This window comes from Xanthomonas euvesicatoria, from assembly GCF_013112235.1.
GTDB lineage: Bacteria > Pseudomonadota > Gammaproteobacteria > Xanthomonadales > Xanthomonadaceae > Xanthomonas > Xanthomonas euvesicatoria.
This window is the reverse complement of the sequence record NZ_JABFFS010000001.1, coordinates 1,781,182-1,800,091: the sequence shown is the minus strand read 5'-3', so window position 1 is coordinate 1,800,091 and position 18,910 is coordinate 1,781,182. Positions and strand designations below refer to the sequence as shown.

Here is an 18,910-nt window from a genome sequence, read left to right as displayed (position 1 = left end):
ATATTACGAAGACTTAATCGATTGAACTAAATAGTAGCCATCAGCTCGATATGATGCTGCATAGTCAATTTTTTAACATAACCTAAGCCCGGATAATGCCGCCGCCGGTACAATGACATAAATTCATTAACAGCGTTTGTTCTGGGGATAAGCGACCCTACTGCTTGCACATCCTTAACAAGCTTTGACAGTGCCTCTTTGAACTTAAGTGCAGGATCGTCCGCAGTATCGTTAGTGTCAGAGACGTAGTGACGAATAAAAACAGCACCCCCTTGCGTCGGGTCAACGAATGTCAGATGAATTGCAACCGCATAAGCGGGTCCACCTTTATCCGAAAACTCTTCACCTATGGAAAGAAAGTCTCCATAGCCTTGGAAGCCAACAGCAGCGTAGGTCAGATGCAAGTCCGAGAAATGCTCAATAACAGGCGCCACGTATTCGGCATTCTTCTTTTTCTTGAAGCCATCCCTGAGCAAAATGCGCGGATAACCATTAAAATTCGCTCGATAGGCGACGCCTGCATCTTTCGAATCCAAGAATACATGTGGAGCGAATCTACGACCTCTTTGAACCTCAGCAGCAACCACGGCGCTTGGATCAAGCACCCGATCATGAAGGAATGCATCTCCCTGAATTTGGGGAATTGGAGCTGCATGGCCTGCCGCTGAGCCTTGCCGAATGAGCCAAGAGATACCTATGTTCTGTGCGACTAATCCATCGATATATTTTTTTATCGGTGGTGGCAAGCCAGCAACGAGAGGACCACACCCAGGATTCGCTATAACCATCGCCCTTGAGCCAGCTGCCGCTAGCGCGTCGAGGCAGCGCTTCAGAGGCCGTAAGTCAGCCCTCACCGGCTCAATGATAGGAGTCATCCGTGCGCCGGCGATTAGGACTGCTTGTTCCTTGATGCAGATGAGCTCGTTACTTTTCCCTCGAAAATACGGGTGATATCCCATTCTTCAGCCCCCTGTGGCCTACTCCTTGAATGCCTCAATTAGTCTTAATTGTTGGGGAATTGTCAAGTCCTGCGCCAACACTGAGGCGATAAGTGATTTAGGCATGTAGCGCGCCATTTTGGCTTGATTAGTGCCTCGCGCTCGCAAAGCCTCAGCGACCTTGGCTTGAATTTCGAGAACGCTACACCTGCCCGCAGCTTCTTTTAGCTGGCTCGCTAGCATGGTGTTGGGGATACCTAAGACATCAATCCCCAAATACTTCAGCAGGTCTACTTGTTCTTGCTTCCGAAGGAGACGAAGCATGGAGTCAGTCTCAAGCGCGTCAACGCAGCTAGTAGCTGGCCTGGCCACCCGAATTTGGTACCTTTTGGTGAGCACCGCAAGGCCGACTGTATCGGGAAGCTGGCGCTCACAGGCGGAGAGGTGTTTGTCGCAGGTAAACACCCAGACTTCCTGACAAAACTTTCGGTATTCTTCAATTTGAGCGCCAAGGCGGGACAGTTCGTCCAACTCAGTTTTTATCTCGTAGGCAGACAAAAATTGGCGTGCAATCAACACATCTAGCTTTGCGCTCCGCATACGCACTTCAAAATGGACAGAGGATGTCGTCAGGGAATGACGCCCAATGACAATCTTTTCAACCAAAGCATTTTTGTATACATGCTCTCCTCTAGCGCTCCCACGACAGTGGCGAAATGCGGCCTCGTAGATATCTCTAAGAGCCGCATTTGCTTGACCTGCCTCTATACGCTCGATGTGCTCACGCACATTGGCTACTTCTGCAGGATAGTTTCCGCTAGCAATGTCCTTCAGGACTCGCGTAGAGAATAATCTGCGAAGCAGGCAGCCATCGATACCAGCTAGGTTCATAGCCGTAGAACAGCCTATTAGCACGCGGAATTGCACAACAGATTGAGAGCCCTTAACGGGCTCTCAATCTCATGCTTCAAACCCCAACAGGATTCGCCTTCTCAGGATCAATCTTGTACTGCTTGATCGCCCGGGCCACATCCTTGCCCGTCATCTTGCCATCCTTCGCCAGCGCGGCAATTGCCGCATGCGCGATGTAGTACCGGTCGACCTCGAAGAAGCGGCGCAGGTTGGCACGCGTATCCGAACGACCGAACCCATCCGTTCCGAGCACGGTGTAGGTCATCGGGACGAAGGCGCGGATCTGGTCGGCGAAGGCGCGCACGTAGTCGGTGGCGGCGATGGCCGGGCCCTGGCGGCCTTCCAGCAGCTGGGTGACGTAGGGCTTGCGCTGTTCGGCTTCCGGGTGCAGGCGGTTCCAGCGCTCCACGGCGTAGCCGTCGCGGCGCACTTCGTTGAGGCTGGGGCAGGACCAGATGTCGGCGGTGACGCCGAAGTCCTTGTCCAGCAGCTCGGCCGCGGCAATGGCCTCGCGCAGGATGGTGCCGCTGCCCAGCAGCTGCACGCGCAGCTCGCCCTTCTTGGGCTTGCCGGCGTCCTTGAGCAGGTACATGCCCTTGATGATGCCTTCGGCTGCGCCTTCCGGCATGCCGGGGTGGGCGTAGTTCTCGTTCATCAAGGTGATGTAGTAGTACTCGTCGATCTGGTCTTCCATCATCGCCTTCATGCCGTGCTGCATGATGACGGTGACTTCGAAACCGAAGGTCGGGTCGTAGCTACGCACGTTCGGGATGGAGCCGGCGATGACCTGGCTGAAGCCGTCTTCGTGCTGCAGGCCTTCGCCGTTGAGCGTGGTGCGGCCGGCAGTACCACCGAGCAGGAAGCCACGCGTGCGCATGTCCGCTGCCTGCCAGGCGATGTCGCCCACGCGCTGGAAGCCGAACATGGAGTAGTAGATGTAGAACGGCAGCATCGGCACATCCGACACCGAGTAGCTGGTGCCGGCGGCCATCCACGAGGCGATGGCGCCGGGCTCGCTGATGCCCTGCTGCAGCACCTGGCCGGTCTGGTCTTCGCGGTAGTACATCAGCTGGTCGGCATCGACCGGCTTGTACTTCTGGCCGAACGGGGCATAGATGCCGATCTGGCGGAACATGCCTTCCATGCCGAAGGTGCGCGCCTCATCGGCCACGATCGGCACGATGCGCGGGCCCAGTTCCTTGTCGCGCAGGGCGATGTTGAGGCTCTGCACGAAGGACATGGTGGTGGAATACGTGCGCTCGCCGCTGTCCTTGAGCAGGCGCTCGAACTTGTCGAGCGTGGGCGCGACGAACGACTTGCTGGCCTTGGGACGGCGCGAGGGCAGGAAGCCGCCGAGCACGCTGCGGCGCTCCTTGAGGTACTGCACTTCCGGGGAATCTTCGCCGGGGTGGTAGAACGGCACCTGGCCGTCTTCCAGCTGGGCATCGGTGACCGGAATGTTGAAGCGGTCGCGGAAGTGCTTGACCGCCGCGTCGTCCAGCTTCTTGGTCTGGTGGGTGGGGTTGAGCGCCTCACCGGCCGAGCCCATGCCGTAGCCCTTGACCGTCTTGGCCAGGATCACGGTGGGCATGCCGGTGGTGTTCACGGCCTGGTGGTAGGCGGCATACACCTTGTGCGGGTCGTGGCCGCCACGGTTCAGGCGCCAGATGTCGTCGTCGGACAGGCCGGCGACCATGGCCGCAGTCTCCGGGTACTTGCCGAAGAAGTTGGCGCGGGTGTAGGCGCCGCCGAAGGCCTTGCAGTTCTGGTATTCGCCGTCGACGGTTTCCATCATCAGCTTGCGCAGCACACCGTCGGTGTCCTTGGCCAGCAGGGCGTCCCAGTAGCCGCCCCAGAGCAGCTTGATGACGTTCCAGCCGCCGCCACGGAACACGCCTTCCAGCTCCTGGATGATCTTGCCGTTGCCGCGCACCGGGCCGTCCAGGCGCTGCAGGTTGCAGTTGACCACGAAGATGAGGTTGTCCAGGCCTTCGCGGCCGGCCAGCGCGATGGCGCCGAGGGTTTCGGGTTCGTCCGATTCGCCGTCGCCGATGAAGCACCACACCTTGCGGTCGGACTTCTCGATGAGGCCGCGGTTTTCCAGGTAGCGCATGAACTGCGCCTGGTAGATGGCGGCCAGCGGGCCCAGGCCCATCGACACGGTGGGGGTCTGCCAGAACTCGGGCATCAGCCACGGGTGCGGGTAGGAGGAGATGCCCTGGCCGTCCACTTCCATGCGGAAGTTGTCCAGCTGGGACTGGCTGATGCGGCCTTCGAGGAAGGCGCGGGCGTAGATCCCCGGGGCGCTGTGGCCCTGGATGAACAGCAGATCGCCCGGATGGTTGTCCGAAGGCGCACGCCAGAAGTGGTTGAAGCCCACGTCGTACAGCGTGGCGCTGGAGGCGAACGAGGCGATGTGGCCGCCCAGGTCGCCCGGCTTGCGGTTTGCGCGCACGACCGTGGCCATGGCGTTCCAGCGGATGATCGAGCGGATTTTCCACTCCAGCGCGGAGTCGCCGGGGTGCTTGGCCTCGTTGGCCGGGGAGATGGTGTTGACGTACTCGGTGGTGGGCGAGAACGGCAGGTAAGCGCCGGCGCGGCGGGTCTGTTCGACCATGCCTTCCAGCAGCTGATGGGCGCGCTCCGGGCCTTCGACGTCGATGACGGCCTTGATCGATTCGAGCCACTCCTGGGTCTCGAGCGGGTTCGGATCGTTGTGCAGCACTTCGTTCAACCAGTTCATTAGCGCTCCCGGGGGGACACACCCCGCGGGTGTGTCGACATCGTGAATTCGTGAACCCCCAAGTGTACCGCACGCACCTGTTGCCATTCCTCGCTACGGGTGCGTATGGAATGGGACGCTGTTGTGCGCTGCGTGGAGCCTCGGTGCCTGTTGGAACGCCGATGCGGCGCAGCGGGCGCGGCCGGTGTACGACCAAAGGATGAGGGCCAGCGGCAGGCGATGGCCGGGCGCTGCCGTATCGAGTGGGCCGCTGTGCATGCCCGCCCGTAGGAGCACCTGGGCGCGAGAGGCTTTCTCGGTGAAGCCCGTCGCGCCCGGGGGCGCTCCTACGCGATGGCGTGGTCTTTGGGTTTGCGCAGGACATCGCCCCGCGGCGGGCGCCGCCCCGTGGCAGCGTGCTGGTCAGAATGCTTGCAGCGCTTCGGTCAGTTGGCCGTTGTTGTTGACTGCGCCCATGGTGTAGCCCTGCCAGCCCGGGTAGGCGTTGGGCTCCCAATAGAACACGCCGAGGACGCGCGCCGATGCTGCTGCTGCGGCTGAGCAGGTTGCTGAGCATGGCGCGGGTGGTGGCCGCCTGCTGCCAATCCATGCCGACCTCGGAAATCACCACATCGCTGCCGTAGCGCGCAATCATGTCGCGCATGTTGGTGTCCAGGCGGCTGTTGTAATCCTGCCAGCTGCCGACGGGCGGGTAATGCGACATGCCGATCACGTCCCACTTGCCGCCGGCCGAGCGCAGGTTGTCGAAGAACCAGCGGAAGTTGGCGTTGTCGTAGCCATTGGCCAGATGCAAGACGACCTTGGCGTTGGGATACACCGCCTTGGTGGCGGTGTATCCGCTGTTGATGAACTGGCCCAGGGTGGCGAAGTTGGGCGTCTTGCCCTCGTTCCACAGCATGCCGCTGTTGATCTCGTTGCCCACCTGCACCCAGCTGACGGTGATGCCGTTGTCCTTGAGGTATTTGAGGATGCCCTGGGTGTGGCTGTACACATCGGTGTTGAGCTGGGCAACGGAGTGGCCGGCCCATGCCGCAGGCTTGGTCTGCTTGCCCGGGTCGGCCCAGCTGTCGCTGTAGTGGAAGTCGATCATGATGCGCATGCCTTGCGCGGCGGCGCGCTTGGCCTTGTCCAGGGTGTCGCGGCCATCGTTCCAGCCGCCGGACGGGTTGACCCAGACGCGCAGGCGAATGGCGTTGCCGCCGACATCCTTGAACAGCTTGATGAAGTCGGTGGTGTTGCCGGCTGCATCGCGAAAGACCTGCGGCGGATTGTTGGCGGCCTGTTGATTGAGCCAGCTGACGTCCGCGCCTTTGGCGATGCCTTGCGCGCTGACGCCGGCGCTGCACAGACACAGCAGCACGATGAGCCATACACGGTGGTAGTGCCTGCAAAAGATGGTCATGAAACGCTCCCTCGATCGATGGATGTCGCGCCGGTTGGCGCCTTGCTTGATCCCCTGTCTTGCCTGGTGCGTGTGCGCGGCGTGGCATGTGCCTGGCCGTGCATTGCTGCAAATCCGTGGCGATTCAAGCACGGCCGTACAGCCCGGTTGAGGCCGCTATAGGTGCGGGGAGTTGTGGCATAGCTCGATGCAGGAAAACCTTGCATTTGCACACGTCGCGCGGGCCGGTTGTTGTGCAGATGCAGCAGCAGCGGTGCGCATGACTGCGCGAATGAACGCAAAAACGCCGGGCAGGCCCGGCGTCTTGATGCAATGTTCGATGGTGGCGATGTGAAGTCCGGCCGGCGTGCGGCATGGGCCGCAGCGTGATGTGTCACTTCACACCCAAACGCTGCAGCGCCAAACGCCCCTCAGCCCATGGCGCGTGCGCCCTGCTGCTGTTGCTGGGTCTGGGACTGTTGCTGCTCCAATGCCACCGACTGACGCGCCGCGTTTTCGGCGACGCGTTGGCTGCTCTGTTCCAGCGGGGTATTCATTGCCGTCATGGTGTCCACGCTCACGCGCAGCTGTGCCGGGTCGTCGACACGTCCCTGCACGGCAAAGGTGCGTGCGGCATCCGGGCTCATCATCACCGCATCGATGCGCTGGCCACCGGCGGCGTGCATTTCCGATGCGAGCGAACCGGATAACTGCGCGCTGTGCTGGTCGGGCGTGCGCCCGGCACGTGCGTCCTGCGCATGCACGCCGCGCTGGGCATCCTGGAACAGGCCATTGCCCACGTGCCCGGGTTGATCGATCCGCAGGGAGGTATGGCCGTTGCCATGCTCGCGTGCGTCGCGTTTGGCCGGCTCGCCCGGCGCGAGCGGGCCGCGGATGGCATCGATGGCATCCTGGCCGAGGCCCTTCGGCCCCCGGCTCAACAAGGTGATCCCAGCCCGGATCTCGTCCAGATCGGATCGGTACTCGTTGATCATTCGCTTGTTTTGATCCGCGAGTTCACGCGCCTGCGGGTTGTTGAGCGGAGAGCGCTCATCCAGGAAGTTTTTGATGGTGTGCGAGCCGAGCGAACTGACCGCAGATGTCACAGGTGAATCGGGAATCAGGAAATTCAACCTGCTGTTGCTGTAGCCCATCGCACTGAGCGTCGCGATCTCGTTGGGCCTGGCATACACACGCACTTCTCCGTAATGCGGAGATGCTGCGCTCACCGGATCAGCGGCCATGACATGGTTGATCACGCTGTTGCCCCCTTCCGGGATGCGATACGCCAAGCTCGCTGCACCGTAAGCGTTGAAGGTTTCGCCTTTCAGATCGAAGTGGTGGGCGCTGACCTGGGCAAGCGCTCCGCCGAGCGAATGGCCAGTCACGGTCACCTCGGGAGCGTGCCCGGTGCGCTGCTCCTGCTTGGCTGCATAGCCAAGTGCACTTTTCGTCAGGGCGATCGCATCTTCCGCTTGCGGATTGATGCGCTGAAGCACCATGGAGCCATCTGCCTGTATCGCATCACGCAGGATTTCCTCGGTACCCCGGTGGGCGACGACGATATCGCCGCCGCCGACGCGTTGATAGATTGTTCCCTGATAGCCCGTCTTTGGATTATTGACGTGCTCTAGGATTTCGTAGCTCTCGCCGCCAACATCCACTCGCTCACGGTCACCAGGGCCGCGCTTACCGACCTTGTGATCGACGTAACCCTCGTTAGAAAGAATGGCGTATTGCTGCGAGGTAGGCTTCACGGCGAGACCTCTTTGGCGGCAAGGGTTATCGAGAATAACTGGTCGCGCAATTCCGGCTTGAAATCCGCCGCCGAGGGCAAGCCGTTATCGGCATAGTCTGCAATGTCTTCCTTGGGATACCCGCCCTTCCAGAAGTACAGAGTAACCGGCTTGCCTGCAATGACATCCTTGGTCTCGATGAATGGCAGAAATGCGGTCTCCTCTTTTTTACCTGTGGCCTTCAGGGACACCCGTGCTCCCGTCATGCCCCAGTGACAGACCCCACGTCCGTAATAATCTTCATCGAGCATGAGATCAAGGTAGATGACTCCTTGATATTCCTGCTCGGAGACTTTTTTCAGTACAACCGGCTCGCTGCTTGTGATGCGTTGTCCAACGCCTGTTTGAGGATGAATCTGTCCGCATTCGCTGTCGTTGCTGACGTCGTACTGTGCATACCCATTCACCGCCGCAAACGGACCAGGCGCCTTGTCCAAGGTGAGCGTCAGCGCATAGGCCTGACGCGGGCTCGGATTCACCTTGGCAAGACCGCGGCCGCCGGCCTTAACGTCGGCTGCTGCAGTTGCCTCGGTGTCGGGGGAATGGGTCTGGGTCATGCTGGTCTCCGGGGGGTGACAGGCCGTAAGCAAAAGGGCCAGCAGGCTTGGGGTCAACATCTGGCGCAAGGCCGGCCTCCGTGGCAGGTGGGCGGCCAATCTAGTCCGCTCGCGTTCGGCCGGTCAATCGAAACCTCGTGAGGATGAGGCTGCCAGGGAGAGTTGTGCGTGGCAGCAAAGCTGCCATGATCCAGCGCAGCTGCTGCCACGAAGAATGCGCCATGCGCAACCGCCCGCGATCACTGCCACCCCAGACATCGGTCGCCGCGCGCATGCCCTGGCGCCGCAGCTTGCGCATGCGTGTGTTGCTGGCGGCTACCGCGGTGCTGGTGGCGTTGCTGACGGTGCTGGGCACGGTGTTCTACCTGGGCGCGCGCGCCGAGCTGGTGGAGGCGGCGCGTACCGAGGTGGATGGCCTGACCGAACAGACCGCGCGCAGCCTGGCGGCCTTGCTCGATTCGGTGCAGGTGAGCGGGCGCACGCTGGCCGCCAGCAGTAGCGGCGTGGGGCTGCAGCCGTTCAATCTGCGTGCGTTGCTGCTGGCCACGCTCACCGGCGACCCGGATATCGGGGCGGCGCGCCTGATCATCGCACCGCGTACGCAAAAGGCCGGCGACAGCGGGTTTGTGTGGTACGTGCACCGCAGCGGCACGCGCATCGCAGAAAAATCCGCGCTGGAACTGGGTTATGACTATCGCGCGATGCCCTGGTATCTGCGCACCCAGCGCGAGGGCCGCGCATGGTGGTCCGAGCCCTACCTGGATGCCAACGGCGGCGGCCTGTACACCAGCTACAACCTGCCGCTGCGCCGGCCTGGCGATGCACCGGATACGGCGCCGGTCGGCATGGTGAGCGTGGATCTGCCGCTGCAGCATCTGCGCGAGATCATCGATCAGCTGCCGCGCGATATCGGCATCCAGACGATGCTGCTGTCGCCGGAAGGCCTGCTGGTCTTCAGCCCCGACCCGGCACTGAATCTGCGCCATTCGCTCACGGCCTACGTGGCCCGGTCGCGCCCGGATCTGCGGCCATTGCAGCGCGCCGTCGCTGCCGGCCAGCCGATCTCGTTTTCGCATACCGCGCCCGATGGCGAGCGCTTTCTGACCCACAGCGCGGCGGTGGGGCGCAGCGGCTGGACCTTCGTGCTGTCGGCCTCCGAAGGCTACGTGCTGGCCGGCCTGAACTGGCTGGCGGCGTGGGTGGCGCTGGCCGCGCTGCTGGGCGCGTTGGTGTGGTGGTGGTTGATGCGGCGGATCACGCGCAAGTTGACGCGGCCGATCGAAGAACTGACAGACACCGCCGAGCACTTCCGGCGCGGCGAATTCGAATACCCGTTGCAGCACATCGAACGCGACGACGAGGTAGGCGTGATGGCACGCGCCTTCGACAGCGCACGCGATGCGATCCGCCATCACATCGCCGAGATCGGCGAGATGACCGCCGCGCGCGAACGCATGCACAGCGAGCTGCAGATTGCGCGCGAGATCCAGCAGGCGATGCTGCCTTCCGGGCGCACCTTCGACCGCGCCAGTTCGCATCTGGAAACCTGCGCATGGCTGGAGCCGGCCAAGGCGGTGGGCGGAGATTTCTACCACTTCGTGGAAACCGAACCGGGCCTGCTGTGGTTCGTGGTGGGCGATGTCTCCGACAAGGGCGTGCCGGCGGCCTTGTTCATGGCGCGCGCGGTGAGCGTGCTGGAGATTGCCGCACGGCGGTACACGCGCCCGGACGCGATTTTGATTGCCGCCTCCACGCGGTTGGCCGAAAACAACGAGACCTGCATGTTCGCCACCGTGCTGTGCGGCCTGATCAACGTGGTCAGCGGCGACTACTGGCTGGCCAGCGCCGGGCACGAGCCGCCCTTGTTGATCGATATCGATGGCAAGGCGCGCCCGTTGCCGCTGGAAACCGGTGCACCGCTGGGGATCGAGCCGCAGGAATCCTACCCGGTGCTGCAGGGCCGCATGAGCGCAGGGCAGACCTTGCTGGGCTACACCGATGGCGTAACCGAGGCGATGGACGAGCGCGGCGCCAGCTACGGACTGGAGCGGTTGCTGACGGCGCTGCACCCGCGCCGCAGCGCGGCGGCGCAGTGCAAGGCGGTGATCGCCAATATCGCTCGTTTCACCGGCACGGCCGATCCGTACGACGACATCACGCTGCTGGCGATCCGGCTGCGCCAGGAGCATGCTGGGCGGGTCGCACACGCTGGCCGGGACGCGCCCGGAAAGGCAACGACTGCATGAAGCTCGATTTGGCCATCGCGCCATCGCTGGCCCAGCTGGCGGGCGCCAACGATGCGCTGGAACAATCGCTCACGCTCGAGGGCCTGCACGCCGAGCGCATCGGCCAGGTACGGCTGATCGTGGAAGAGCTCGGCTGCAATGCGCTGACCCACGGCCAGTGCGCGGCACAGCCGCTGCGTTTGCAGCTGCAGCTGGACGCGCAGGCGCTGGTATTGGAAATGCACGATGCAGGCAGCGCTTTCGACCCCTGCGCCGCGCCCATGCCCGAGGTGACCGACGAGCTCGACGACCGCGCCATCGGCGGGCTGGGGTTGTTTCTGGTCCATCAGTTCGCCGATCACATCGACTACCGCCGCGATGGTGCATATAACGTCGTGCGCGTCACCCTGCTGCACCCGTACGCCCCTGTCCCCGAGGCCCTGTCATGACCACGCTCGCCATTCAGATCGACCCGCCGCAAGACACCCGTCAACGCGTCACTCTGACCGGGCGGCTGGACACCCACACCTACCAGGACCTGGACGCGGCACTGTCGCCGTTGCTGGGCACCCGCATCACCACGCTGGTGCTCGACCTGAGCGCACTGGAATACATTTCCAGCGCCGGCATCCGCTGCATCTTCAAGGCGCGCAAGGCGCTGGCCACGCGCCAGGGCAAGGTGCTGGTGAGCAACCCGCAACCGCAGATCCGCAAGGTCTTCGACATGGTCAAGGCGGTGCCGTTGAGCGACGTGTTCGCCTCCACCGAAGAGCTGGACGCGTACCTGGCGGCGATGCAGCGCAAGGTGATCGAACAGAGCGCGCAAAGCGATACGCCGATCGTGCCGCACTTCGCCGAAGCCTGAGCGCAGCTGTACTACCGACGGGGCCCACCGCCGGGCGCGGCAAGGCACGTTGCGGCTTGTACGCGCGCCGTGCGGTCGCTGCGGGCTTTCCATCGGGGCTGACGACTGCGCGCCACATCGATGTCGCCGCCGACGTCGCCTGCGCGCACATGTGGGGACCTGTGCGCGTGGGTGCCGGCACCACCTTGGTTAGGCTATGACGCCCTGCCCTGCGCGTTGCCATGCCCGCACTGATCATCTTCGATTTCGACGGCACGCTTGCCGATTCGTTTGGTTTTTTCCTGAGCACCCAGCGGCTGCTGGCCGAACGGCATGGCTTTCGCGCCGCGCAAGCGCATGAAGTCGACGATGCACGTCGCCTAAGCACGCGCGAATTGCTCAAGGCATCGGGCCTGAGCGCGTGGCGCGTGCCATGGGTGGCGGCCGACTTCATCCGGCTCATGCGCGCCGCGCCACCGGTGGCGTTGTTTCCCGGCATTGCCCACACCGTGGGCGCGTTGCATGCCGGCGGCAGCCGGCTGGCCGTGGTGTCGTCCAACTCCGTGGAGAACGTGCAACGCGCGCTAGGCGCAGAGCTGAGCGCCACATTTGCCGTCATCGAAGGCGGCGCGCATCTGCTGGGCAAACAACGCGCCTTGCGTCGTGTGCTGCGTGCCACCGGGCACACTGCGTCGCAAGCGGTCTACGTGGGCGACCAGGTCGCCGACTGGGAAGCCGCACAGCTCGTGGGTCTGCCGTTTGCCGCAGTGGCCTGGGGCTATGCGCATCCGGACGTGTTCGCCGGGTTGGCCGGAACGCGGTTGATCGAACGCGTGGAAGACTTGCTTGCGTTGAGCGGGGATTAGGCGGCGGAACTGCGCATTGGCAAGCGCTGGGCATTGCCGGTGATGCGTGTCGATACCCTCATCCGCCCGTCGGGCACCTTCTTGCGATGGGAGGAAGGAAGGCGGGATCTCGGGGCGCCTGGCGCTGCGCCCGGACCGTGCCAATCTCTACACCCCACCTACCCGCGGCAACGGCGCCGGTACGTTCAGCATGCCACCGGCCGCGACATACGCTGCCAGGGCCTGCCCCTGGCTCAACAGGTGCCCGTGCATGGTGCGCTCGGCGCCTTCGGCATCGCCACGTCGCACGCAGTCCATCAGTTGGCGATGTTCCGCCAGCGATTGGGCCATGCGCCCGGGCGTGAGCAACTGACGGCCGCGGTGCATCTTCAAGATGCGGTGCAGATCGTGCGTCACCCGGATCAACCACGGATTGCCGGCGTACTGCTGCACGGTTTCGTGGATCAGGTAATTGTTGCGGTAATACTCGGCCACATCGCCGGCCGCCGATGCGGCTTCCATTGCCGCGTGCAGCTCTTCCAGGCGCTGCACGCCGGCCGCATCGATGCGCTTGACCGCATCGTGCGCGCAGCGGCCTTCCAGCATCGCCATCACCGGAAACAACTGGTTGAGGTCTTCCAGCGTCAGCCGGGTGACCCGGCTGCCGCGGCCGGCATCCAGTTGCACCAGGCCTTCGGCCGCGAGCAGCTTGAGACTTTCGCGCAGCGGCGTGCGGCTGATGCCCAGCTCTTCGGCCAGGGCCGGCTCGTCGATCCACTCGCCCGGCGGCAGCGCGTAATCGTAGATCTTCTGACGCAGGCGCTCGGCCACTTCCTCGTACAGCGGCACGCGCTTCTTGGAGGCGCGCGAATCAGGAGCGAGGGTCATGGCGGGCAGGCTGTCGGCATCGGGTCGGGGCACCCATTCTACGTGGGCGCCCCGCTGCGCTGTGGCGCGCGGACCGCATCACAGCCAGCCCGGCACCACGAAGACCAGCCACGCCGCCAGCGGCCCCAGCAACACCACCAGGCCGCTGTAGATCAGGAAGCGGCGGAACAGGCCGTCGCGCTCTTCCTTGGCCGCCGAGGCCACCACCAGCGCGCCGTTGGTGGAAAACGGGCTGACGTCGACGATGGTGGAGGACACGGCCAGCGCGCAAATCACCCCGGCCGCGCCCAACTGGCCCTGCATCAGGAATGGCACCGCCAACGGAATGGTGGCGCCCAGCACCGCTGCCGAGGAGGCGAATGCCGAGACGATACCGCCGACGTAGCAGACCAGCAGTGCGCCCAGCAGCGGCATGCCGATGTGCGACACGCCGGTGCCGATGTAGTCCACCGCACCGGATTTTTCCAGCACGGCGATATAGGTCACCACGCCGCTGATCAGCAGCACCGTCGACCAACTGATGCCGTCCACCGCGCCCTTCTGTGCGTTGGGCGAGATCAGCGCCAGGGCCACCGCCACCGTGATCGAGACCAGGCCGACGTTGAGGTTGTAGATCAGCGCAGCAACGCCCAGGCCCAGCAGGCCGATCAAGGTGATCACGCGGTCGCGGGTGATGAACACCGCCTCCAATGCCAGCGGGTCGGTGGACAGGGTGCCGCCGCCCGGCGCCACCAGCGCGCCATGCCCTTCGATCGCGAAGCCGCGGTGCGATGCCTGGTCGCCGGCAACCGCCACGTACTGCGCATCGGCCAGCGACAGCTCCTGCCGGCGCATCAGCTTCAACCCACCGAAGGCGCAGAAGCAGATGATCGCCATCATCAGGTTGAAGCCCAGGCTGGTGAGGAACACCGCCATCTCGCTGACGTCCAGCCCGGCCTTTTCGACCACCTTGTTGGTGATGCCGCCATACACGCTGATCGGCGAGAAGCCGCCGCCCTGTGCACCGTGGATCACCAGCAGGCCCATCATCAACGGGTTGATGCGGTACTGCTTGGCGAAGCGCAGCGCCACCGGCCCGATGATGGCCACCGCTGCCGGCCCCAGCGCACCGAATGCGGTCAGCAGCCCGGTGATGACGAACATCACCCAGGGGATGGCGACGATGCGCCCCCGCACCGCGCGCACTGCCCAGTGCACCAGCAAATCGATGGTGCCGTTTTTCTGCGCGATGGCGAACAGATAGGTAATGCCCACCAGGGTCAGGAACAGGTCGCCGGGAAAGCCGGCCAGCACTTCCTTGCCCTCCAGCCCCACCCACACGCCGCCAATGATGAAGGCCAGCGCGAACGCCACCGCCCCCATGTTGATGGGCAATGCGGTGGCGATGATGAACATGATCACCAAGCCAAGAATCGTTGCAATTTGCGGGGTCATGCGCCCTCCCAGACACCTGATACGCGTACAACACGGATGGCCGCCCGCCACCCTGGGGTCACACCGTGTGCAGCACCTGCCGGACCGTCATGCCGCGCGCTCGCACGCAGCCGTGACCCATTCGAGAACACCCTGAGTGCTGTGGAATTCGTCCACCGAGCGCGCTTCGCATGCCGGCAGCACCTCGCGCGCCATCCGCGCCAATGCGCTGCCGGGGCCGAGTTCGAGAAACACGCGTGCGCCGCGCTCGGCGGCTTGCACCAGCACGTCGTACCAACGCACGGTCTGCGCGATCTGCCTGGACAGCGTGTCGATCACCAGGGCGTGCGTACCGACCGCACGCGCATCGATGCCTGCCAAGACGCGCAACTTGGGCGCGACGAGGTCTGCGGTTGCCAGTTCAATGGCAAAGCCTTCGGCAGCCGCGCTCAACCACGGCGTGTGCGCCGGCACGCTGACCGGCAGCAGCGTGACGCGCGCACCTTGTGCGCTGGCAGCCTCGCCAAGCGCCTGCAATGCAGTGCGCGGGCCGCCGAGTACGGCATGATCGTCGCCGTTGATGATGGCGAGCGCTGCGCCGTGCGTCTGACACAGCGTTTCCAGGCCGCGCAAGGGCACACCGACTACCGCCATCAGCCCTGCCTGCTGCGGGCTGGCCGCATCCATCAACCGGGCGCGCGTCGCTGCCAGCTGCAGGCAGGTGTCGATGGACATGCTGCCGGCCACCGCATGGGCGGCAAGCTCGCCAACGCTATAGCCGAGCACCATCAGCGGCGTGGGAAGTTGCGCATGCAGCACCTGCCAGTGCGCCAGCGTACCGGCGCAGACCAGTGGCTGTGCGATGGCATTGGCGTAGCGGCCCGGATCTGCGGCCAGTGTTCGTGGTGCGGCGCCAAGCACGCGCTGTGCGCTGGCGAGGACGGCGGCTGCCGCAGGCGCATCGCCCACACGCGCGAACATCTCGGCATGTTGGCCGCCTTGGCCCGGGCAGAGCACGGCCAGGCTCATGCGGTAGCCTGACCGTGTTCGCAGAAATGCCTTGCGCGCACGCTGCCGTGTTCCGTATTGCAAGCAATGTGGCGAGACACCTGGATGCGAAGGTCGACTGAGGAGCAATGTGCGAGGTGTGTTGCGACGGCGGGCAGGCCAGCCGGCGTTGCGCCGCTGAGCAGAACGCCGCGGCAGTGCGCCTGCGCATGCACCACATGTTCTGCAGCCAGCGAGCAAACGCGGCTCATGCCAGCTCCTGCCGATGCAGGAACCATGCACAGGCCAGCAGATCCGCGCTGCCGCCAGGGCTCAGGCGACGCGCGACAAACTGCTGGCCGATGGCATGCAACTGCACGCGCCACTGCGGGTGCGCAACGCCGCCGTCGGCAAGGAAGGCTGCCGCCTGCGCCTTGGCGAATGCCAGGCCCTCCGCCCCGCCACGATGCAAAAGATTGAGATCGTCCACCTGGGCGATGAGCTGCATCAAGGTCTGCGCCAGCGCCGCTTCACGCGTGGCGCCCCCCGCAAGCGCAGTACGCAACGCAGGCAGGGCGATCTCGCGCAGCACCGGATACCCTGCCGCGGCGTGTTCGCGCACGCCACTGATGCGGTACTGCGCACGCACCCGTTGGCCGTGGCTGTGCGGATCCAACGGTGCAGCCTGCAATGCATCGCGCCAGGCGCGTACGCCATTGCAGACCTGTTCTGCAGTGGGTCGCCGCCGCTGCGCAACCCACAGGCGTGCAGCCTGCGCAGTGAGCAGGCCAAGGCTGAAAACCGCGCCGCGATGCGTATTGATGCCACAGGTGGCGCGCAACATCGCGGACTCGGCCCCGATACCCAGGTCGCGGAGCCGCTCGAATGGCGCATGGTCGATGCCGGCCTGGGCAATGGCGACAAAATAGCCACGCAAGGCGAACAGGCTACGCATGAAGGTGGCGGCATCCATGTCGGTGTGGCTGCCGCTGTCGAACGGCGTCACCAAGCCCGGCTTGGGCGCGCAGGCCAGCTCTGCATGCAGGGCGCCAACCGCCAGACGTGCGAGCTGGTAGGCAGCATCGCGCGGCGGTGCAGGCGCACCGGCAGCCCAGGTTTGCTGCAGCTGTGCGCTCATGCCGCACTCCGGATCGGAAACAGCGCAGCACGCGGCAACAACCGGCAGTCCTGGTTGGATTTCACCAACACCTGTTGCGCAGTACCGGCGTACTCGCGCCAGTTCACCGCGTTGTCTTCGGGCAACAGCAGTTCGCCATCGGCACGCAGCCCGTGCTGCTGCTCCCAGCGCTGCAGCAGCGTGACCAGCGCGCACGCTTGCTCTGGCGTTTCGATGGGCCACAGCAGATCCAGATCCGATTGCGCGTGCACATACGTCAGGCCGGTCAGGGCTTGCCAGGCAAAGCTGCCGAAGACGTGCGGGTGCAACGCATGCGCGTGCGCTTGAGCGAGCAGGGCCTGCAGTGCCGGCTGCACCGTGACAGGCGCCTGTGGCGTCACCGCATCCAGTGTCAGCGGGGCAGTGCAGCGTGCGATATCGGCCACGTGCGCCTGCAGGGCCAGACGCTGCTTGCCTTCGCTGGGCGGCAGTGGCACGCCGAGCCGAACGCTGCCGGGTGCCTGACTGCCGTCGCCACGCGCCACCACCGCTGGCAGGCCCGCCGCGAACCACTGCCGCAGCCGTGGCTGCGCGCCAGGCGTGACGGCCTGCCACTGCGCATCTTCGCGCAACCACACCAGAGCGTGGCGGCCGGCCATGCTCAGGCCTCGCCCGCAGCCACGGCGCTGGCGACATCGCGCGCCAGCGTGCGGCCCCCACGTTGCGCGCCGCGTGCACGGCGCTGGTCGCCGTCGACCGGCGCGGCCAGTGCGTCGAGCAGCGCCTGCGCCAGATCGCCTTCCCACAGCGATTCCACCGCGCCCATGCGCACGTAATTTTCCACGCCCGGCGCAAACACCGGCGAGCTCTTGCTCAATGCCTGCAAGGTGTCGACCGATTGCTTGGTCACGCGTGCCATCGCACGCAGATCCATGACCCGGATCTGCGCATCGGGCAATGCATGGATATGGTCGGCCATCAGCCCGAACGACAGGAATCCACCGCTGACCGATTCGCCATAAACCAGCGTGACCAGCCGCGCACCGCGCGTACGTGCCAACTCCAGCGCACGCGCCAGGTGCGCGAAATACCCGTTGATGCCGAGCAGTTCGTCGCGCCGTGCCAGCCGCTGCCCAGCGGTGTCGGCCAGCATCACGATCGGGCGCTGCGGGTATGCGCGGGTACTCGCCAAGACAGTGGCAGCCAGGGCCAAGGCGTGATCGACACCGACTTCGAGCTTGTTGGCGGTACCGATCACGGTGACATCGCCGGCGGCGGTGGTTGCGCTGCCGGTCAGCACATCGTCGTTGCGCGCGATGGCGTGACCGAGCGGAAACAGCTGATCGAGCAAGTGACTCAGGTCCATGGAAGGCTCCGGTCTGCGGTCGCGGCAAGAAAGGCCTCGGTATCGAGCAGCGGCAGGCGCTGCGCATCGACGATGCCTTGGCGCTTCCAGATCTCCAGCCCGTCGCGGCAATCGCCGTAGGCTTCGATGCGCGCTGTCAACTGCTGCTGCGCATGCTCCAGCGCCTGCAATGCGGCCTCACCCGTCGCTTCGGTAAGCGCATCGAGCGTGGCCAGCGCTGCATCGGCGAAGGCATCGATGCGATCGGCCACCAACGTGTGGGCTTCGCCAAGCAGGTAGCGGTGTTTGCCGCCGGTGATGCGCCACACCAGCGCACGGTCGCGCGCGTCGAACTCTTCCACCCCGCGCACGGTTTCGATCACGTCCGGGCCGGACAACGACAGGCGGCCTTCTTCGGACATGATCACCGCGCTGCAGCAGCGCGCCACGATGCCCATGCCGCCGAACGCACCGTTGCCGCTGCCGATCAAGGCCAGCACCGGCACACCGGCGGCACGCGCGCTCAAGGTGGCACGCATGATTTCGGAAATGGCGATGAGCCCTGCATTGGCTTCGTGCAGACGCACGCCGCCGGTGTCCAGCAGCAATAGCACCGCTGCCGGCTGCATGGTTGCGGCGCGCTCCAGCAGGCCGGTGAGCTTGGCGCCATGCACTTCGCCCACGCCGCCGCCCATGAAGGCGCCTTGCTGCGCCGCGATCAACACGTTGCGGCCGCGCAAGGTGCCTTCGCCCACCACGATGCCGTCGTCGAAGGCGCCGGGTGTGTCCAGTTGCGCCAGGTGCGGGCTGATCAAGCGACGCCGCGGACCAACGAATTCGCGAAAGCTGCCGGCATCCAGCAGACCCTCGATACGTTCGCGGGCATCGGCTTCGTAGTAGCTGCGCTGGGCCATGGGAA

At 64.5% G+C, this 18,910-nt stretch carries 16 protein-coding genes and 1 pseudogene; 4 read left to right on the top strand and 13 right to left on the bottom strand.

Going from position 1 to position 18,910, the window contains the following annotated elements; all coding sequences use genetic code 11:
* Nucleotides 1–26 precede the first annotated feature (26 nt).
* The 6 genes and pseudogenes from HLH45_RS07635 to HLH45_RS07610 all read right to left on the bottom strand — a co-directional run bounded on the left by HLH45_RS07635 (nucleotide 27) and on the right by HLH45_RS07610 (nucleotide 8,327).
* Nucleotides 27–959 carry a sce7725 family protein gene (locus tag HLH45_RS07635; protein ID WP_074053250.1) on the bottom strand — a complete coding sequence of 311 codons (933 nt, stop codon included), beginning with the start codon at nucleotides 957–959 and terminating at the stop codon, nucleotides 27–29.
* Between the two features lie 18 nt (nucleotides 960–977).
* A complete protein-coding gene (locus HLH45_RS07630; protein WP_127170428.1) occupies nucleotides 978–1,829 on the bottom strand; it encodes a sce7726 family protein in 852 nt (283 codons plus the stop codon).
* Between the two features lie 76 nt (nucleotides 1,830–1,905).
* Entirely contained in the window at nucleotides 1,906–4,593 is a 2,688-nt protein-coding gene (gene aceE / locus HLH45_RS07625) for a pyruvate dehydrogenase (acetyl-transferring), homodimeric type (RefSeq protein ID WP_008576621.1), read from the bottom strand.
* 402 nt (nucleotides 4,594–4,995) lie between these two features.
* Nucleotides 4,996–5,995: pseudogene (locus HLH45_RS07620) on the bottom strand (arabinogalactan endo-1,4-beta-galactosidase).
* A gap of 410 nt (nucleotides 5,996–6,405) precedes the next feature.
* Entirely contained in the window at nucleotides 6,406–7,731 is a 1,326-nt protein-coding gene (locus HLH45_RS07615; protein ID WP_008576618.1) for an XVIPCD domain-containing protein, read from the bottom strand.
* Nucleotides 7,728–8,327: a hypothetical protein gene (locus HLH45_RS07610; RefSeq protein WP_033479144.1), complete on the bottom strand. Its 600-nt coding sequence runs from the start codon at nucleotides 8,325–8,327 to the stop codon at nucleotides 7,728–7,730. Before HLH45_RS07610 ends, HLH45_RS07615 begins: the two co-directional genes overlap by 4 nt.
* A 137-nt stretch (nucleotides 8,328–8,464) precedes the next feature.
* Here HLH45_RS07610 and HLH45_RS07605 point away from each other — a divergent pair, with 137 nt between their 5' ends.
* From HLH45_RS07605 to HLH45_RS07590, 4 genes are all read left to right on the top strand, one after another.
* The gene (locus HLH45_RS07605) at nucleotides 8,465–10,573 is read left to right on the top strand and encodes a SpoIIE family protein phosphatase (protein WP_033479142.1); all 2,109 of its coding nucleotides are present in this window, start codon (nucleotides 8,465–8,467) and stop codon (nucleotides 10,571–10,573) included.
* On the top strand, nucleotides 10,570–11,001 hold the full coding sequence (locus HLH45_RS07600) for an ATP-binding protein (protein ID WP_007969522.1): 432 nt from the start codon (nucleotides 10,570–10,572) through the stop codon (nucleotides 10,999–11,001). Before HLH45_RS07605 ends, HLH45_RS07600 begins: the two co-directional genes overlap by 4 nt.
* Complete coding sequence (locus HLH45_RS07595; protein ID WP_008576612.1) at nucleotides 10,998–11,417, top strand: STAS domain-containing protein; 420 nt, start codon at nucleotides 10,998–11,000, stop codon at nucleotides 11,415–11,417. The genes HLH45_RS07600 and HLH45_RS07595 overlap by 4 nt, the downstream gene beginning before the upstream one ends.
* Before the next feature lie 221 nt (nucleotides 11,418–11,638).
* On the top strand, nucleotides 11,639–12,262 hold the full coding sequence (locus HLH45_RS07590; protein WP_008576610.1) for an HAD hydrolase-like protein: 624 nt from the start codon (nucleotides 11,639–11,641) through the stop codon (nucleotides 12,260–12,262).
* Between the two features lie 147 nt (nucleotides 12,263–12,409).
* Here the strand turns inward: HLH45_RS07590 and HLH45_RS07585 are convergent, their stop codons facing one another.
* From HLH45_RS07585 to HLH45_RS07555, 7 genes are all read right to left on the bottom strand, one after another.
* A complete protein-coding gene (locus HLH45_RS07585) occupies nucleotides 12,410–13,129 on the bottom strand; it encodes a GntR family transcriptional regulator (protein ID WP_008576608.1) in 720 nt (239 codons plus the stop codon).
* A gap of 78 nt (nucleotides 13,130–13,207) precedes the next feature.
* Nucleotides 13,208–14,563, bottom strand: coding sequence for an SLC13 family permease (locus HLH45_RS07580; RefSeq protein ID WP_008576606.1), 1,356 nt, complete (start codon nucleotides 14,561–14,563; stop codon nucleotides 13,208–13,210).
* A gap of 87 nt (nucleotides 14,564–14,650) precedes the next feature.
* Nucleotides 14,651–15,571: a malonate decarboxylase subunit epsilon gene (gene mdcH / locus HLH45_RS07575; RefSeq protein WP_008576605.1), complete on the bottom strand. Its 921-nt coding sequence runs from the start codon at nucleotides 15,569–15,571 to the stop codon at nucleotides 14,651–14,653.
* A gap of 226 nt (nucleotides 15,572–15,797) precedes the next feature.
* Complete coding sequence (gene mdcB, locus HLH45_RS07570; protein WP_008576603.1) at nucleotides 15,798–16,667, bottom strand: triphosphoribosyl-dephospho-CoA synthase MdcB; 870 nt, start codon at nucleotides 16,665–16,667, stop codon at nucleotides 15,798–15,800.
* Nucleotides 16,664–17,305: a malonate decarboxylase holo-[acyl-carrier-protein] synthase gene (gene mdcG, locus HLH45_RS07565; RefSeq protein WP_046932224.1), complete on the bottom strand. Its 642-nt coding sequence runs from the start codon at nucleotides 17,303–17,305 to the stop codon at nucleotides 16,664–16,666. Before mdcG ends, mdcB begins: the two co-directional genes overlap by 4 nt.
* 2 nt (nucleotides 17,306–17,307) lie before the next feature.
* The gene (gene mdcE / locus HLH45_RS07560) at nucleotides 17,308–18,012 is read right to left on the bottom strand and encodes a biotin-independent malonate decarboxylase subunit gamma (RefSeq protein WP_008577480.1); all 705 of its coding nucleotides are present in this window, start codon (nucleotides 18,010–18,012) and stop codon (nucleotides 17,308–17,310) included.
* Nucleotides 18,003–18,905 carry a biotin-independent malonate decarboxylase subunit beta gene (locus HLH45_RS07555; protein WP_029818539.1) on the bottom strand — a complete coding sequence of 301 codons (903 nt, stop codon included), beginning with the start codon at nucleotides 18,903–18,905 and terminating at the stop codon, nucleotides 18,003–18,005. Before HLH45_RS07555 ends, mdcE begins: the two co-directional genes overlap by 10 nt.
* Nucleotides 18,906–18,910: the final 5 nt, after the last annotated feature.

What these genes read in the sequence shown, in the direction of transcription:
- HLH45_RS07635 (WP_074053250.1), bottom strand. Translation starts at nt 959, where the DNA reads ATGGGATATCACCCGTATTTTCGAGGGAAAAGTAACGAGCTCATCTGC.
- HLH45_RS07630 (WP_127170428.1), bottom strand. Translation starts at nt 1,829, where the DNA reads ATGAACCTAGCTGGTATCGATGGCTGCCTGCTTCGCAGATTATTCTCT.
- aceE (WP_008576621.1), bottom strand. Translation starts at nt 4,593, where the DNA reads ATGAACTGGTTGAACGAAGTGCTGCACAACGATCCGAACCCGCTCGAG.
- HLH45_RS07610 (WP_033479144.1), bottom strand. Translation starts at nt 8,327, where the DNA reads ATGACCCAGACCCATTCCCCCGACACCGAGGCAACTGCAGCAGCCGAC.
- HLH45_RS07600 (WP_007969522.1), top strand. Translation starts at nt 10,570, where the DNA reads ATGAAGCTCGATTTGGCCATCGCGCCATCGCTGGCCCAGCTGGCGGGC.
- HLH45_RS07595 (WP_008576612.1), top strand. Translation starts at nt 10,998, where the DNA reads ATGACCACGCTCGCCATTCAGATCGACCCGCCGCAAGACACCCGTCAA.
- HLH45_RS07590 (WP_008576610.1), top strand. Translation starts at nt 11,639, where the DNA reads ATGCCCGCACTGATCATCTTCGATTTCGACGGCACGCTTGCCGATTCG.
- HLH45_RS07585 (WP_008576608.1), bottom strand. Translation starts at nt 13,129, where the DNA reads ATGACCCTCGCTCCTGATTCGCGCGCCTCCAAGAAGCGCGTGCCGCTG.
- HLH45_RS07580 (WP_008576606.1), bottom strand. Translation starts at nt 14,563, where the DNA reads ATGACCCCGCAAATTGCAACGATTCTTGGCTTGGTGATCATGTTCATC.
- mdcH (WP_008576605.1), bottom strand. Translation starts at nt 15,571, where the DNA reads ATGAGCCTGGCCGTGCTCTGCCCGGGCCAAGGCGGCCAACATGCCGAG.
- mdcB (WP_008576603.1), bottom strand. Translation starts at nt 16,667, where the DNA reads ATGAGCGCACAGCTGCAGCAAACCTGGGCTGCCGGTGCGCCTGCACCG.
- mdcG (WP_046932224.1), bottom strand. Translation starts at nt 17,305, where the DNA reads ATGGCCGGCCGCCACGCTCTGGTGTGGTTGCGCGAAGATGCGCAGTGG.
- mdcE (WP_008577480.1), bottom strand. Translation starts at nt 18,012, where the DNA reads ATGGACCTGAGTCACTTGCTCGATCAGCTGTTTCCGCTCGGTCACGCC.
- HLH45_RS07555 (WP_029818539.1), bottom strand. Translation starts at nt 18,905, where the DNA reads ATGGCCCAGCGCAGCTACTACGAAGCCGATGCCCGCGAACGTATCGAG.